This window comes from Tautonia marina (assembly GCF_009177065.1).
Classification (GTDB): domain Bacteria; phylum Planctomycetota; class Planctomycetia; order Isosphaerales; family Isosphaeraceae; genus Tautonia; species Tautonia marina.
In genome coordinates this window covers 17,863-32,842 of record NZ_WEZF01000023.1, presented here as the reverse complement: position 1 = coordinate 32,842, position 14,980 = coordinate 17,863, and the positions used below count along the sequence as shown (strand labels likewise).

Annotated in this window: 11 protein-coding genes; 6 read left to right on the top strand and 5 right to left on the bottom strand. The window is 64.7% G+C overall.

The window, feature by feature from the left end:
- Nucleotides 1–149: 149 nt before the first annotated feature.
- From GA615_RS22690 to GA615_RS22680, 3 genes are all read right to left on the bottom strand, one after another.
- Complete coding sequence (locus tag GA615_RS22690; protein ID WP_152053616.1) at nucleotides 150–2,810, bottom strand: prenyltransferase/squalene oxidase repeat-containing protein; 2,661 nt, start codon at nucleotides 2,808–2,810, stop codon at nucleotides 150–152.
- 102 nt (nucleotides 2,811–2,912) lie between these two features.
- Nucleotides 2,913–3,851 carry a MotA/TolQ/ExbB proton channel family protein gene (locus GA615_RS22685; RefSeq protein WP_161602492.1) on the bottom strand — a complete coding sequence of 313 codons (939 nt, stop codon included), beginning with the start codon at nucleotides 3,849–3,851 and terminating at the stop codon, nucleotides 2,913–2,915.
- 46 nt (nucleotides 3,852–3,897) lie between these two features.
- Nucleotides 3,898–7,062 carry a tetratricopeptide repeat protein gene (locus GA615_RS22680; RefSeq protein WP_152053614.1) on the bottom strand — a complete coding sequence of 1,055 codons (3,165 nt, stop codon included), beginning with the start codon at nucleotides 7,060–7,062 and terminating at the stop codon, nucleotides 3,898–3,900.
- Between the two features lie 361 nt (nucleotides 7,063–7,423).
- On the opposite strand from GA615_RS22680, the gene GA615_RS22675 reads away from it, so the two are divergent.
- The 4 genes from GA615_RS22675 to pstB all read left to right on the top strand — a co-directional run bounded on the left by GA615_RS22675 (nucleotide 7,424) and on the right by pstB (nucleotide 11,420).
- The gene (locus tag GA615_RS22675) at nucleotides 7,424–8,455 is read left to right on the top strand and encodes a PstS family phosphate ABC transporter substrate-binding protein (protein ID WP_152053613.1); all 1,032 of its coding nucleotides are present in this window, start codon (nucleotides 7,424–7,426) and stop codon (nucleotides 8,453–8,455) included.
- 81 nt (nucleotides 8,456–8,536) lie between these two features.
- A complete protein-coding gene (gene pstC, locus GA615_RS22670) occupies nucleotides 8,537–9,478 on the top strand; it encodes a phosphate ABC transporter permease subunit PstC (RefSeq protein WP_152053612.1) in 942 nt (313 codons plus the stop codon).
- A complete protein-coding gene (pstA, locus tag GA615_RS22665) occupies nucleotides 9,475–10,587 on the top strand; it encodes a phosphate ABC transporter permease PstA (RefSeq protein WP_235905627.1) in 1,113 nt (370 codons plus the stop codon). Before pstC ends, pstA begins: the two co-directional genes overlap by 4 nt.
- A complete protein-coding gene (gene pstB, locus GA615_RS22660; protein ID WP_152053611.1) occupies nucleotides 10,584–11,420 on the top strand; it encodes a phosphate ABC transporter ATP-binding protein PstB in 837 nt (278 codons plus the stop codon). The genes pstA and pstB overlap by 4 nt, the downstream gene beginning before the upstream one ends.
- A gap of 25 nt (nucleotides 11,421–11,445) precedes the next feature.
- On the opposite strand, the gene GA615_RS22655 is transcribed toward pstB, so the two are convergent.
- Nucleotides 11,446–12,039 carry a dCTP deaminase gene (locus GA615_RS22655; RefSeq protein ID WP_152053610.1) on the bottom strand — a complete coding sequence of 198 codons (594 nt, stop codon included), beginning with the start codon at nucleotides 12,037–12,039 and terminating at the stop codon, nucleotides 11,446–11,448.
- Complete coding sequence (locus GA615_RS22650; protein WP_152053609.1) at nucleotides 12,036–12,329, bottom strand: hypothetical protein; 294 nt, start codon at nucleotides 12,327–12,329, stop codon at nucleotides 12,036–12,038. The genes GA615_RS22655 and GA615_RS22650 overlap by 4 nt, the downstream gene beginning before the upstream one ends.
- Before the next feature lie 205 nt (nucleotides 12,330–12,534).
- Here GA615_RS22650 and GA615_RS22645 point away from each other — a divergent pair, with 205 nt between their 5' ends.
- Both GA615_RS22645 and GA615_RS22640 read left to right on the top strand, forming a co-directional pair.
- Nucleotides 12,535–13,731 (top strand): M20 metallopeptidase family protein, encoded by a 1,197-nt coding sequence (locus GA615_RS22645; RefSeq protein ID WP_152053608.1) that lies wholly within the window; start codon nucleotides 12,535–12,537, stop codon nucleotides 13,729–13,731.
- A 4-nt stretch (nucleotides 13,732–13,735) separates the two neighbouring features.
- Nucleotides 13,736–14,878, top strand: coding sequence for a carboxylate-amine ligase (locus GA615_RS22640; protein WP_152053607.1), 1,143 nt, complete (start codon nucleotides 13,736–13,738; stop codon nucleotides 14,876–14,878).
- The last annotated feature ends 102 nt before the right edge of the window (nucleotides 14,879–14,980 follow it).

Here is a 14,980-nt window from a genome sequence, read left to right as displayed (position 1 = left end):
CAGCGGTGTTCGGGGGGGCGGCGGCGATCCGTCTCGATCGGAGACGCATCGTCAGGTCGACGACAATTGTAACGGCCCTGAGCGTTCCGGGCATGGGGCAGCCCGGCCAGATTCGCAAGCGGCGGATCTCCGGGACGAATCAGGGCTCCTCAGGGGAAATCGTCTCCCGAGGCTCGTCTCAGACCGTCGTCTCCCGACCGTAATGATCGGGGAGCAAGGGGAGAGCCTCCCGCCACTCCTGCCTCAGAGACGTAGAGCCGGAGGTATCGGTAGTAAACCTCCAGGGTCATCGCGGCCAGGGCGGTCGCATACACCCGGCCGCCGTGCGTGCCGTAGCGTGTCGGGTCGGGGTCCCAGCTTCCGGCCTTGTGCCCCTCGCGATGCTGAAGGCTCACCAGGGTGTCTCGGACGAGCGGATTCCAGCGATCCCAGGCCGGGCCGCCGCTCTGATACATCGCCAGAGTCGCATAATACCAGTAATAACTGTTGAACGCGTCTGCTGAGGGGGGATGCTGGAGCAGGTACGAGGCCGCTTCTGTACTGGCCGCTCCAGGGCCGCCGAAGCCGAGAAACTGACGGCAAACCCAGGCTTCGGCCGACATGACCGGATCGGACGGTCGAGACGGCTGATACCGGGCAAGCCCCTCCGCGTCGCCGTCCGCGACCCGCTGCAACCAGTTCCGTGCCGATTGCACTGCATTCGAAGGAACCTCGATCCCCACTTCCGACGCCGACTTGAGCACCATCACCACCCAGCCGAGTACGCTCGTATCGCCGACCGGAGGATGGGGTTCGTAATTCCAACCTCGACCCCCTTCGGCCGGAGTCCGTCGGATCTCGCCACGAGGGGAGTAGCGCCAGCCCATCAGGCCCGGGTACTGGCTCTCCACCAGAAAGGCGACAGCCCGCTCGACCGGCGCTTCGAGCTTCGGGTCGCCGCTCAGGGCGTAGGCTTCCGAGAGGGCCAGGCTCGCCATCGTATGGCAGTACATTCCCACGGCCCGACTGGGGCCTCTCAGGTCGCCGTCCGCCTTTTGAATGGTCAGCAAAAAGTCGATCCCCCGGCCGACGACCGGGGCATATTTGCCATCGAGATGCGTGTAACCGGAGCCCAAAAACGCCAGCAAGGCCAGGCCGGTGACGGCCGTATCCGCCTCCCAGTAGAAGCATTCGCCGTGGCAGATGTCTCCGGGGGGGCAGTGGCTCGTGAAACTGGTGTCTCCTGAGGCGGGGGAACCGTCTCGATACCGCGCCGTCCCGGCATTCCAGCGGCCGTCGGCATCCTGATGCCGGGCGAGCCAGTCGAGGGCCAGTTCCACCGCTTCCTCACTGGCGGCGCTCGCCCCGGCTCGACGAGCGAGTTCGGGGCGGTTCGGGTCGAGTCGGGGACGATAGACCTCGGGCACGTCGTCCAGGGTTCGCCGTTCGACGGCTCCTTGCATGCCGGGCAACTCCGGCAACGTTCTGGGAATCAGGCGATCCAGATCCAGGGCCGCGACAGGCGCTGATCGGTCGGCGATCCGGGCCGGGGAGCGATCGGGAGCGGGACGGGCCGCGACCCGAAGATCCGCCTCGGGCACATCGAGCGGTGACTCCTCGGCCTGACGGGCCACCGGGCGGCGATCCGGTCCCACGACCGCCTCCGGGTCAGCCTCCGAGGGGGGCTCCGCCTCGGGAACGAATCCCTCGACGCTTCCGGGCCTTGCCTCGGCGACTGGGAGCGGAAACGGCTCGGACTCCTGACGATTCCGGTCGGGAAGGGGAACCGGTTCGGCCCCGGCCCGTGAGTCCAGAGAAGGCAAATCGGAGGAGTCTCGTGGCTCCGGCACAGGGCGGAATCCTCCTCGACCGGGAGCTTCGGGAAGTTCGGGGCTCGGAATCGAGGTTCGAGCATCCGGCCGAGGGCGGGGACGAGCGTCGGCCACGTCCGTCGTTTCCGGAGCCGTCTCGGCGGCAGCCCGAGGAGCCATTGGAGCCGGTTCGGTCTGATTGTCGAGGCGATCAGGAACCGATCCGAGGATCGGGTCGGGCTGATCGAGGTCGGGCAACGGGGGAGCAATCTCGGATCGAGGTGACGGGCGGAGTCCGACCCGATCGTCACGAAGGCCTGGGCGAGTCGCCAGCCGATCGAGATCGGGCAGGGGGACCGCGGCGGGTCGATCGGCAGGACGATTGTTGCCGATCACCGCGGCCACGTCGGCCTGGTCGATCGCCGATGGCTCGATCATCGGAGGGGAATCCGGTGCCGGCTCGAAGCCCCGATCCCGCGCCGCCAGATTGCTGGGGAGGCTCGGCTCGGGAGCGAGCTGGACGTCGGAAATCTCGGGAGCCGCGGGCCGATCGAGGGCCGGCGGCTGGGGCCAATCGTCCGGCGTCACGTCGGGGCGGGTCGCCCCTCGGACTTCCGGATCGATCGTGTCGAGCAAGGCGAGCGACGCCAGGTCTCGGTCGGCCGCAAGTCCACCTCCCTGGCCGTTCGGCCCGGTAGCGGAGGTGTCGAGGTCTTTCGCTCCTCCACCAGCTGAAAGGGGGGGCATGGTAACCCGGATTTCTCGGATGCCCGGCCCGTCGATCACCTGACCATCCGGCATGCCGGGTGTGATCAGCTTCGAGAGTTCCTCGCCACTGTAGAAGACCACGCCCATGTGAGCGAGGATCGACAGCACGAGGCACTTTCTCAGCACCCGTCGAGATCCCCAGCCGGTCCAGACGATCAGGGCCAGGAGCAGGCCAATCACGCCCAGGGTCGTCCAGGCGCCGACGTCGGCCTGAAGCAATCGGAGGAACGGTTCCAGATTCAGGCCGGTCATTTCTCCTCCGGTCGTCCATTCAAGAAGTCCCCCGACCCTCCGGGTCAAAGGACGCCGGCGGGAGAGTGAACCGGGTTGGATCACTCCCCGCCAGGGGGTGCGTCAGAAGTTTCGCAAGGAGTCAGGAATCTCGACCCGGATCGGCTGCGAGCCCCGGGACTGGCCTCCGATCCCGAAGTGGGGACCGGCCGAAGCATTACGAGGGGACGACGTTGCTTGAGCCGCTGTTGTACCCTTTTCGGCCCGGCTCGCCTGAGCGGCCGCGAGCACGGCGATGGCGTCCACCGTCTCGGCTCCAAGCCGATCGAGGGCGTTTTCGAGCGATTCGACCCGGCCCATCAAGCCGTCGTAGGCGACCAGTGCCAGGATGGCCAGCGCAACGCCCGCCGTCAACGGGGCCAGCGATCCCGCCAGCGCAGGACCCCACGCGGCCGAGGTTGCCGCCCCGTCCAGGCTTGCCAGAGCCCGACCCGCGGCCAGGAGCGTGCCCAGCAATCCCACCAGCGGAGCCAGCGCCGCGATCCGACGCAAGGTCCCGACGTTCCGCCTCAGTCGATCGACCTCAACCTGTCGGGCCAGGCTCACGGCCCGTTCCAGGTCCGCTGCGGGGCGTCCCCAGCGGCGGATGGCCGCGAGGGCAATCCGGGACGCCGGGCTCGGGTTCATCTCGCAAAGGTCGGTCCCTTTCCCCTTGTCGAGTTGCCCGTCTTCCAGGCGGTCGCGGAACCGATCGACAAAGCGAGTCGGCAATACGCGAGCTGTTCGCAATCGAAGCGATCGCTCTCCCAGAACGCTGAGACCAAGCAATCCGCACGCCGCCAGCCCTCCCCAGGTCATCCGGTCGGCGGGGGGGGTGTTCTGATACCACGACCGGGCCTGTCGGGCGAACCACTGAAGTTGCTCCGACGCGACCGTCGAGGCTTGCTCCAGGTTCGACGGTCGATCGGCACCTCCCAGCAGCACCACCAAGCCCATCGCCAGCGCCGGGCCGACCAGCCTTCGACGCGACACCAGGCGGCTTTCGATCGCAATCCGACGCATGGCGAACGTCCTTTTTCTATGCGCGGGGCGTCGCGAGTCACGAAAATCAGCCACGCCGACCCGATCCCGAACCCGCACCGACCGCCTCTCCTGAGACCCGCCGCCGCGCCACGGACAGCCGGCGATTCGCCTCGGCGGAGGCCGGTTCGTCCGGAAATCGCGAGCGGAGCCTCTCATAAATGTCGGCGGCGTCGGCCCAGCGATCGAGTTGTTCGTAAACTTTCCCTGCTTCGAGCAAGGCCAGGGCCTGCCATTTCGGCGCATCATTGTACGACGGCAGAATATCAACCTTGAGGAATTCGCGGAGGGCTTCCTCGTATTGCTTTTGGTGGAAGAAGGTTTCTCCCCTCATGAACTGAGCCATCGCAGCCAGTTCTCCCCCCCTGCGAGCGTCGATGACAGCCTGATAGGCCGTTCGGGCCTCCTCAAACTGCGGGGGAGCTTGACTTTGCAAGGCTCGGCCTCGGGCATAGTCGAGGTCGGCCATCTGGGGCAGGTCGGGGACCTCGGCCTTGAGGGCGTCGGCCAGGGCCAAGACGTCCGACCAGCGTTCCTGCTGCACCAGGGCCTGAATGAGTCGCAACCGGGCAGTCGGTAGCCACGATTCCGCCTCCCGATCCTCCGGAGTGGCGTCGATCAAGGCTCGGAATCCGGCTTCGGCCGCCTCGGGATTACCCTTGCGGAAGGCGACCTCGGCCGACCAGAACCCCGCTTCTCGGACGTAGCTGCCATCCGGGAAATCGCTGACGAGCCGGTCGAAGGCCCTGCTCGCCTCGTCCCACTCCTGCCGCTCGGCCCGAGCCCGACCTGTCCGATACAGGGCGGCCTGAAGAATCCGAGGCTCCGTCTCCGCGCCCTCGTCCGTCAATAGTTCGAGCCGGGTGATGACCTCCTCGAACCGGCCTGCCTGGAAGGCCGATTCCGCCAGGTTCAAGCGGGCATCGTCGGCCTGGGGAGATTCCGGGTACTCCTCAAGCAAACGGAGAAAGACCTGATCGGCCTCCTCGATTCGATCACTGTCCAGGTAGGCCCATGCCAGTTCCGCGAGCAGAAGATCCACCGCTTCCACCGGTTCGGGACGCTCGGAGGCAAGCAAGGTCTCGAAGATGGGCACGGCCTCATCCGGCTGGCCGGTCTCGACCAGTAATCGAGCCCGGGCCAGGTCGGCCTTCGGGGCCTCGATCGAATCGGGATGATGGGTGGCCACCCAGGCGAACGCCGCAATTGCCTCGTCGGTCCGATCAAGTTCCTGCAGCGCTCGCCCTTGCACATACGACGCTTCCGCCGCCAGCGGGTCGCCTGGTGCCTCTGCAACGACCTTGGCAAACGACTCGACGGCCAGTTCCGGACGCTCCGAACCCATCAAGGCCCATCCGAGACCAGACCAGGCCCTTACTCGCTGATCCGGATCACCGTTCTCTGCTTCGGTCAGGGCGCGGAAATGACGCTTGGCCCGGTCCCATTGCTCGGCGGCCAGCGTCTTCTCCGCCAGCCGGAGGCGGGTTGGCCCGAGGACCGGACTCTCCGGAAATCGGTCGGCCAACTGGGCGATCGTCTCGTCCGCTCGATCCTCCTGGCCCGTTTCAGCCAGACCCAGGGCAATCCGAGCCAGGGCGTGATCGGCCGCGTCGCCATCAGGCCGAGCCTCGACGAACCGGGTCAGGGCCGCGATGGCCTCGTCGAACCGACCAGCGTCGAAGTGACCTTGCCCAACCAGATACAGCGCATCCACCGCGTAAGGGGCGTCGGGAAGGTTGGCCAGCTCGTCAAGTTGCCGGATCGCCTCCTCCTCCCGACCGGCCGCCTTGTATGCCAGCCCGAGGTAATAGCGAGCGGCCTGGGTCGTTTCCGGGGCCGCCTCGGGACGTGCCAGGAGTTCGTCGAGTAACCGAATCGCCTCCTCAGGCTGCTGCGCGTCGAGCGAGGCTCGGGCTTCGATCAAGAGCGCAGGGGAGTGCAGTGGGCTGTCACTCGACCCCTGCCGGATCTGGCGAGCCAACTCGATTGCCCGGTCTTGCTGGGAGAGCTTCAAGGCCAGGGAGGCGGCCTGGAGCAAGGCATCATCGACCCAACGGTCGTCGGGATAGGTTGCCACCAGCCGCTCGAACCGTGCCAGAGCTTCGGCCAGTTCGCCGGATCGCTCCGAGGCCTCGGCCGATCGAAAGAGCAGGGCGGGGGCGGTCGAGGTGTCCGGGAAGCGTTCCAGGGCCTCGTCAAAGACGGTCATCGCCTCGTCCAGGCGGCCCTGCTTCATCGCGCCAAGACCGATCGTGTACGAGGCCCTCGCGGCCAGTTCGGGAGACGGATCGTTTCGAAGCGGCTCAAGCACCTCGACCATCTCGTCGAACCGTTCGAGCGCCAGCAGCGCCTCAGCCTTTCCCAGACGGCTCCGACTGACAAAAGCGCTTTGCGGGATGGCTTGCTCAAGGGCTGAAAAGGCTTCGAGGGCCTGCTCAAAGGCCCCGGCCTCCAGTTCGAGCCGTCCGACCTGATAGAACGCCTCGTCCCGCTGGGGGGCCTCGGGACGGTCGAGCAGCTCTCGGAACCGAATCAAGGCGAGCTTCGGGTCTCCCTGACGGACCAGCACACGCCCCAGATACAGCCGGGCTCGGTCCGACAGCCGACCCTCTGGGAAGCGGCTCAGGGCGTGTTCGTAGGCTGCTCTCGCCCCCGGAAGATCCCCTCGCTGGAACCGAACATCGCCAAGGTAGGGCCAGGCAAGCTCCTGGTAGCGGTGGTTCTCGGAGCCCTGGGTGTACGATTCCAGAGCCTGAAGCGCAGCGGGCAGATCACCAAGGACGTAGGCGAGTTCACCGACCCGGAACAACGCCGTCGGCACGCTCGGGTGGTCCGGGGGCGCGACCTCCAGAAACTGCTCGAACGCGGCGCGGGCCTCGGCGTATTCCTGGAGAAAGTGGTGAGCGTTGGCCAGACCGTAAAGGGCCTCGGCCCGATACGTTGGGGACGGATTGGTGGCGAGAAATCCTTGATATTCCTGGACCGCCAGATCAAACCGACGGGCTCGGAACAGGCCGTTGGCGAAGTTTAGCGCCTCGGGCACCGCCTCGGCCTCGGTCCGATCGCCTGATGTCTGGCCAAGGGCTTCGGCCGACGGTTCCATCAAGACCGATCCGGCCAGCAGCACGACCACGAAGGCGGAGCCCGCCACCGACGGTCGCTGCCGGTCGGAGGATCGGAGTTCAACGCGCACCAGATCACCTCCCTGATCGTCGGCGGTGAAGCCAGGACGGCATCACCGATCCGCCCCTCTCCGCCTCAATTTCTGGCGAGACCAGGACGTTCGTCCCGGAACCTCTCCAGCATTCGACCGATTATCGCGACCCATTGCCGCTTGGCAAGCCGAGCCGCGGCCGGATTGCCTGGATTGACCGGCTCAGAGGGCGACGAAGTTTTCCAAAGCGGGCCGGAACTTCATAAGATATTCACCGTCTTTCGTTAAGATCGTCTGTTAGCCTGAACTCATCGGTGTGGGTTTCCGATGCGTTCCGGCCCTCTGTTCGCTGAGAATCGACAGTCTGGAAGATCCCTGTCTTGTCCCGAGTGAGTCCTCCATGGCGACGATCGCCTCTCCCTCTCTCCCCTTGCAAGCGTCGGCGATCTTCAAGGGCCGTCTCGCCTGCTTGCGTCGAAGCTTCCCCGCGCGCTTGGCTCTGGTGGTTGTGACGGTGTCCCTGGGACTTGCAGCCGGATGCGAGGGAGAACGCCCGGTCGTCGTCGACGGTTCGAGCACGGTCTTTCCGATCAGCGTGGCCGCCCAGGTGGCGTATACTCGGGCCGTCGAGGGAGTTCCGAAAATCACGGTTGATTATCACGGGACTGGGGGCGGTTTCGGACGCTACATCGAGGGTGAGGTTGACATTGTTAATGCCTCCCGCCCCGCCAAGGCCATCGAGGAAGAACGGGCCTGGGCCAGAGGATACACCTGGTCCCGCTATCTGGTGGGTCACGACGGGATCACCGTCGCGGTCAACCCCGAGAATACCTTCGTCGATTCCCTGTCCATTACTCAGCTTCAAGCCTTGTTCGAGCGCGACAGCACCATCACCACCTGGCGAGATCTGAACCCCGAGTGGCCCGATCAGCCGATCTCCTTCTACACTCCTGATCCCGATTCGGGCACGTACGACACCTTCGTGCATGAAGCCCTCGACCTGTCCGAACAACGTGAAGACATCCAGCCGAGCGCCGATGACAACGTCCTGGTCAATGGGATCGCCGGTGATTTGAATTCGCTCGGTTACTTCGGATTTGCCTATTACATGGCCAATCAGGACCGCCTCCGGGCCGTGCCCATTCGCAGGTCTGACGACGCCGAACCGGTCCCTCCCTCGATTGAAACGATCTACGATGGCTCGTATGTGCCGCTTTCCCGCCCCCTGTTCATCTATGTCAAGGACGAGGCGATGAAACGCCCCGTCACCGCCGAGTTTGTCACCTTTTACCTCGATCATGTCGCTGAACTTGCCGAACAAGCGGGTTACGTTTCTCCGAATCTCCAGGAACGATCCGAGAACCTGGCCACCCTCGGTCGGGTGAAGGCCACGATCACCGTGGCCGAGACGACCTCCTCCGTGGCGGATTGACCCAACTCACTCCCCATCCTCCGCGTGAGATCCTTTTTTCCCTGTAGGCTGGCCGTGACCCAATTGCCACAGACCACTCCAATGGCTCCCGACGTGCCCCCCAGACGCTTCTGGATGGGGCAGTCCTGGTTCCAGAGAGGCCAGGAATTCGTCATCCCCCCCTTGATCTTCCTCTGTGCCCTCATCACCGTTTTGACGACCATCGGCATCGTCGCGGTCCTCGGTGTCGAGTCGTTCCGGTTCTTTCAGAGTTCCGGTGTCAGCGTCCTCGACTTCCTGACCGGAACCACTCTCAATCCCAAGGCCGACCCGCCGAAGTTCGGCGTCCTCCCCTTGATCTGGGGAACATTTGTCATCGCCTTCGGCTCCTCGCTGGTGGCCTTGCCGATCGGCCTGCTCAGCGCGATCTATCTGAGCGAATACGCTCCCGCTCGGCTCCGGGCCGTGCTCAAGCCAACCCTCGAACTCCTGGCCGGGGTGCCGTCGATCGTTTATGGTTACCTCGCCTTGCTGCTGGTGACTCCGGTGCTCAAAGCCGTTTTGGAGCCGATGGTTCGGGTCGAGTTCTACAACGCCCTCAGCGCAAGCATCGTCGTGGGGGTGATGATCATTCCGATGGTCTCGTCCCTCTCTGAAGACGTCCTGTCGGCTGTCCCTCGGGGGTTGCGCGAGGCGGCTTACGGTCTTGGAGCCACCAAGTTCGAGGTCTCGACGCGGGTCGTCTTGCCGGCCGGACTTTCGGGGGTTCTCGCCTCGTTCATTCTGGCGATTAGCCGGGCCGTCGGTGAGACGATGGCCGTCTTGCTGGCCGCGGGCGTGAAACCTCAGATCGTCCTCAACCCCTTGCGATCGGTCGAGACGATGACCGCCTACATCGTCAACACGATGAAGGGTGAAGCCGCGGTCGGAACCCCTGAACATCTTTCACTTTATGCCGTGGGATTGGCGCTGTTCGTGGTCACACTGGTGATGAACATCATCTCGGGGATCATCTTGCGGCACTTCCGGGAGGAGTACCAGTGAGCCGGCCGAGCGATCGGATGTACCGGCCCCGCCAGGTCCGCCGCCGCGTGTTTGGCGTGTTGTTCGCTGGGCTTTGCCTGGTGGCCACGCTCAGCGGGGTGGTGATTCTGGCCGTCCTGCTCGGCTCGGTGCTGGCCAAAGCGCTGTCCTATCCGCCAAACCCCCCTTGGTACGAAGTCGGGCAGCACGTTCGCGAGTTCTCGCGCTTCATGACCCGGATCGCCACCTCGACGAACTCTCCCGAGCCGAGCGAGGCCGGCTTCAAGGCCGGGATCGTCGGCAGTCTCTGGCTCCTTGTCCTGGTGGCCCTGATCGCGATTCCTACCGGAGTCGGTGCCGGGCTTTACCTGGAGGAATACGCCCCTCCCGGCCGAATTCGGCGGATCATCCAGACGAACATCGCCAACCTGGCCGGAGTGCCCTCGATTGTCTATGGCATCCTCGGCCTGGTCGTCTTCAGCCGGGCGTTCGGGTTCGATCCGCTTGCGCTGGGCAAGATGCTCTGGTCCGGAGCCTTAACGCTCAGCCTCCTCGTCTTGCCGATCGTGGTCATTGCCACGCAGGAGTCGCTCCGGGCCGTGCCGCCGTCGCTTCGCCAGGCGGCCCTGGCGCTTGGGGCAACGCGATGGCAGGTGATCCGCGATCACGTCTTGCCCTCGGCCTTGCCGGGCATTCTCACCGGCACGATTCTTTCCCTCTCCCGAGCCATCGGCGAGACGGCCCCGCTCTTGATGGTCGGTGCCGCCAATTCGATCCTCTACACCCCGTCGAGTCCGTCGGACTACTACACGGCCTTGCCGGTCGAGATTTACAATTTCGCCACGCTCCCCCGCGAGGAGTTCCGGACGGTCGCCGCCGGTGGCATTTTGATCTTGCTCGCCCTCTTGCTCTCGATGAACGCGGTGGCCATCTTCCTGCGAACGCCGACCGGCCGTCGGCTCGCGGGACGGGGGATTTCGCAAATCAGCCGGATGGGCTGGGCCGTGAGCCAGACCGTGTTCCCCTCGCATCGAACCCGCGCCCTTGCGAACGGTGACTCCCAGGTCGGCGTCCCCGGACCTCCTTCGAATCCCTCGATCACCAACCCCGGGGATCCGCATTCGAAATGAGCATTGATCAACAGTCGCAACCCCCCTCGGTCGACCTTCCCGCGCCCGAGACGTCGGCCGTGGTTCTTGAAGCACGCGATCTGACCGTCTGGTACGGCTCGACCGAGGCCCTCCACCAGATCAATATCGCCATTCCTCGCAACCGGATCACCGCCCTGATCGGTCCGTCCGGCTGTGGCAAGAGCACCTTGCTCCGTTGCTTCAACCGGATGAACGACCTGATTCCGACCTTCCGCATGGAAGGCCACCTGGAATTCGACGGCGAGGAGATCACCGGCGATCAGGTTGATCCGGTCGCCCTGCGCCGCCGGGTGGGAATGGTCTTCCAGAAGCCCAACCCGTTCCCGAAGACCGTCTATCAGAACGTCGCCTGGGGAGCCCGCATCAACGGCTACGCCGGAGACATGGACGAACTCGTCGAGCGGTCCCTCCGGCGAGCCGCCCTCTGGGACGAGGTTAAGGACAAGCTCCATCGCTCCGGTCTCGATCTTTCCGGAGGCCAGCAGCAGCGCCTCTGCATCGCCCGGACCCTGGCGGTCGAGCCCGAGGTGATCCTCATGGACGAACCCTGCTCAGCGCTCGACCCCATCTCGACGGCCCGCGTCGAAGACCTGATGGAAGACCTCAAGGACGACTACACCATCGTCATCGTCACCCACAACATGCAGCAGGCTCGCCGCACGAGCGACATGACCGCCTGCCTGATGCTCGACGAGGACCGCGGCAACTCTCACCGCCCCGGCGTTCTTGCCGAGTTCAGCCCGACCGATCTCCTGTTCACCACCCCCAAGGATCGCCGGACCGAAGCGTACATCACCGGCCGCATCGGCTGAGTCGGCAGCCGGTCCCGGTCCCTTCTCACGGCCTCAGTTCGGTGAAACTTTTCTGCCCCGAGAATTGCCCCGCATATCCTTTGACCGGGGCCTCTCGGACCTCCTCCAGGATGAGCTGGCAGATTGACATTCCCACGTCCAGCGCAACGGTCAGATTGCCGAGGTTGAAGATCTCAAGCTGGATGGGCAAGCCGCGGTCGTTCGGGTCGTCCGGGTTGTCGCCGAACCCGGCGTGAATCGTCGGAGCGGTCACGTGAACCCCGACGCCAAGCCTTGCCAGGCTGCTCTTGCCCTCGACCCGGGCCGCCAGCCGAGAGCCTTTGGGCAGGTGAATGGCCTGCTGAGTGTATCCGAGGACAAATTGTCCCGGTTGCAGCTCGTACCCTTCGCCTGTGATCGGCACGCGCTCTGCCCGATCCGGGTCTTCGAGCAACCGACGGATGTTGAACCCCGGCATTCCCGGTCGCACGGCCGGGCCTCCCGGCTTCCAGCGGACGAGGGTGGCATCGAGTGTCAGATCGACCGCCGTCGAGGTCCAGAGATGCTCGGCAGGAACCGGGTCGATGGTCAGGAACCCATGCCGGATCGCCGCCTCGATCTCCCGGTCCGAAAGGATCATGGGATGGGCCTGTCCACATGCCTCAGGTGTTCGAAGGCGATCCAGGCCCGATTGGCCCCCGAATACGCCTCGCACGGAAATTCGACCAGCACCCGGCGCCGGTCTCGGTCGATCTGCACGAACCCGACCGGAAGAAACGGAACCCCCTCATGCCGGTTGATCAAGGTCGGGGTGACGTCAAGATACTGGGTCCGCCCCTCCTCGTCGGTCACGCAGGCCGTCAGGTGGTCGTCCCGCAGGCCGGGAGAAAGCTCGCAACGAACTTCCTCGAAGTAGGTGATCTCGGTCATCGTCGCATCTCGTGCAGGTCGAGGGCCGATCGGAACATCCGGACGCTACAAGACTCCCTCTTCCCTTTCGGTTCGGCCGGGGCGACGGTTCCGGTTCATCGGACTCTCCGATGATTGCTCGATCGAGGTCCGAAGGCAACCTTCGGGAGGATCTCGCGGCTCGGTCCGCTTCCGTCCTCACCAGATTCGCGGTTAACATGGACTCATGGTCAAGACGCTCAGCGAGGCCCTCGACGCCTCCATCGACGAAATGGGAGAGTTCCTCCGGTCCGTCCGGCGGCATTTTCATGCGCACCCCGAACTCAGCCGCGAAGAGTTTCAGACCACCCTGGAACTCGCTCGCCATCTGACCGACGCCGGAATTCCACTCGAAATCGCTCCGACAGGCCGGGGCATCATCGCCGGTCCGAACGTCGGGATCGACGGCCAGCCCCGCATCGCCTTTCGGGCTGATATGGACGCCCTTCCCTTGCAGGAAGGAAAGCTCGCCGTCCCCTACCGCTCGACCCGAGACGGCGTCATGCACGCCTGTGGGCATGATGCGCATTCAGCCATGGCGCTTGGCGCCGCCCTGGCCTTGCATCGGTGCCGGGAGTACCTGCCCCGGCCGATTGCCTGGCGAGCCATCTTCCAGCCCGCTGAGGAAACCGCCGAAGGGGCCGTTGAGATGATCCGGGCCGGCGCGATGGAAGGGGTCGGCGCCATCATCGCCCTGCACGTCGATCCCGAGCTGGAAGTCGGCCGCGTGGCCCAACGGGCCGGAGTCCTGACGGCCGATTGCCGAGATGTTCGGATCATCATCCGAGGACGAGGCGGCCACGCCGCTCGGCCTCACCTGTCCATCGATCCGATTGCCGCGGCGGCCCAGTTCGTGACCGGTGTCTATCAGGGTGTACCCCGAGCCGTCGATGTCCGAGAGCCGGTCGTCGTCAGCTTCGGCTCCATCCACGGCGGCGAAGCGAACAATGTGATTCCTGATCACGTCGAGCTCGAAGGCACCATTCGATCGCTCAGTCAGTCGGCCCGAGAACGTGCCTGCTCCGCGATTCAGAGTATCGCCCGGGCCGTGGGCGTCGCCACCGGCGCCGAAGTGCTGGTCGAATTCCTCCAGGGTATTGATCCGGTCATTAACGATCCTTCGATCATTGCCGTTATGGCCCATGCCTCGGCCGAAATCCTCGGAGCGGATCGAGTCGGATCGATCCCGCATCCCAGCCTTGGCGGCGAGGATTTCGCCGCCTACCTGGCACTTGCCCCCGGCGCGCTGCTTCGCCTGGGCGTGGCAGGGGCTTCGGGATGGCCCTCGTTGCACTCTCCCCGCTTCGACATCGACGAGCGGGCTCTGGTTCTGGGGGCCAAGATCCTGGCCCGTTCCGTAGTTCTGCTCTGGGAAAAGGGGTGAGGTCATGGCCGAGCGTCTGGAATTCGTTCGCAACAACTGGCCAAGCCTCGGCGTCGAGATCGAGCTTCAACTCGTCGATGCGCAAACGCTCGCCCTGCGCAATGCCATCGGCGACATTCTCCCTGAGGTTCCCTCGGCTCTGACCGAGCGGGTCAAGCCAGAGATCATGCAATGTTATCTGGAGATCAATACCGAGATCTGCCAGACCGCCGCCGACGTCAGCCGCGACCTTTCGGAAAAGCTCAGCGTTGTCGAGCAAATCGTCGAGCGTCACGGCCTTCGCCTGTTCTGGGCCGCCACGCATCCCTTCTCGCACTGGCACGAACAGCAAATCTCTCCCGACGACCGTTACCACGGACTCGTCGACTTGCTTCAGGAAACGGCCCGGCGCCTTGTCACCTTCGGCCTTCACGTTCACGTCGGGGTCGATTCCGGCGACAAGGCCATCATGATCTGCGACCGGATGCTCCGACACTTGCCGACCTTACTTGCCCTCTCGGCCAATAGCCCCTTCTGGTCCGGACGCAATACCGGCCTGCACTCGCAGCGCAGCAAGGTCATGGACGACCTTCCCACCGCCGGACTTCCTCCCGTGATGCGGAACTGGAGCGAGTATGTCTGGCTCCTGAACCACCTGATCGACACCGGCTTCATTCGCAGCCTTCGGGAAGTCTGGTGGGACATCCGCCCGCACCACAACTTCGGCACCGTCGAGGTGCGCGTCTGCGACATGCCGCCCGACCTGCCGACCGTCGTGGGCCTGGCAGCCTTGATTCAATGTCTCGTCCGCGATCTCTCCCGGCAAATCGACGAGGGAACCTATCTGCCCGACGGCCACCCGTTTATGAACCGCCAGAACAAGTGGCGCGCCTGCCGCTATGGCATGGCCGCCGAGCTGGTCGATCCCTTTACCGCCGAGGCCCGCCCCGTGCGCCGGATCGTCGCCGATCTGGTCGAAACGCTCATCAGGCGAGGGGTGCCCGAGGAACTCGGCTGCCTCCGAGAACTCGAGACGGTCCTCGACATGGCCGAGCAACCGACCGGCTCCGAACGCCAGGTCGCCATCTTCGAACAGACCGGCGACCTCCATCAAGTCGTCCGCCAGATGCTCGATCGTCGCCCGTTCGAGCCGCTCACGACTTCATGAGTTCTTCTTGCCTTTTTCATAAAATGTCTGGTCGTCTCTGGGTACGATACGTTTGGATTGACCGGAGCCGACGGGGACGATTCGGCCCCGATCAACGGGACG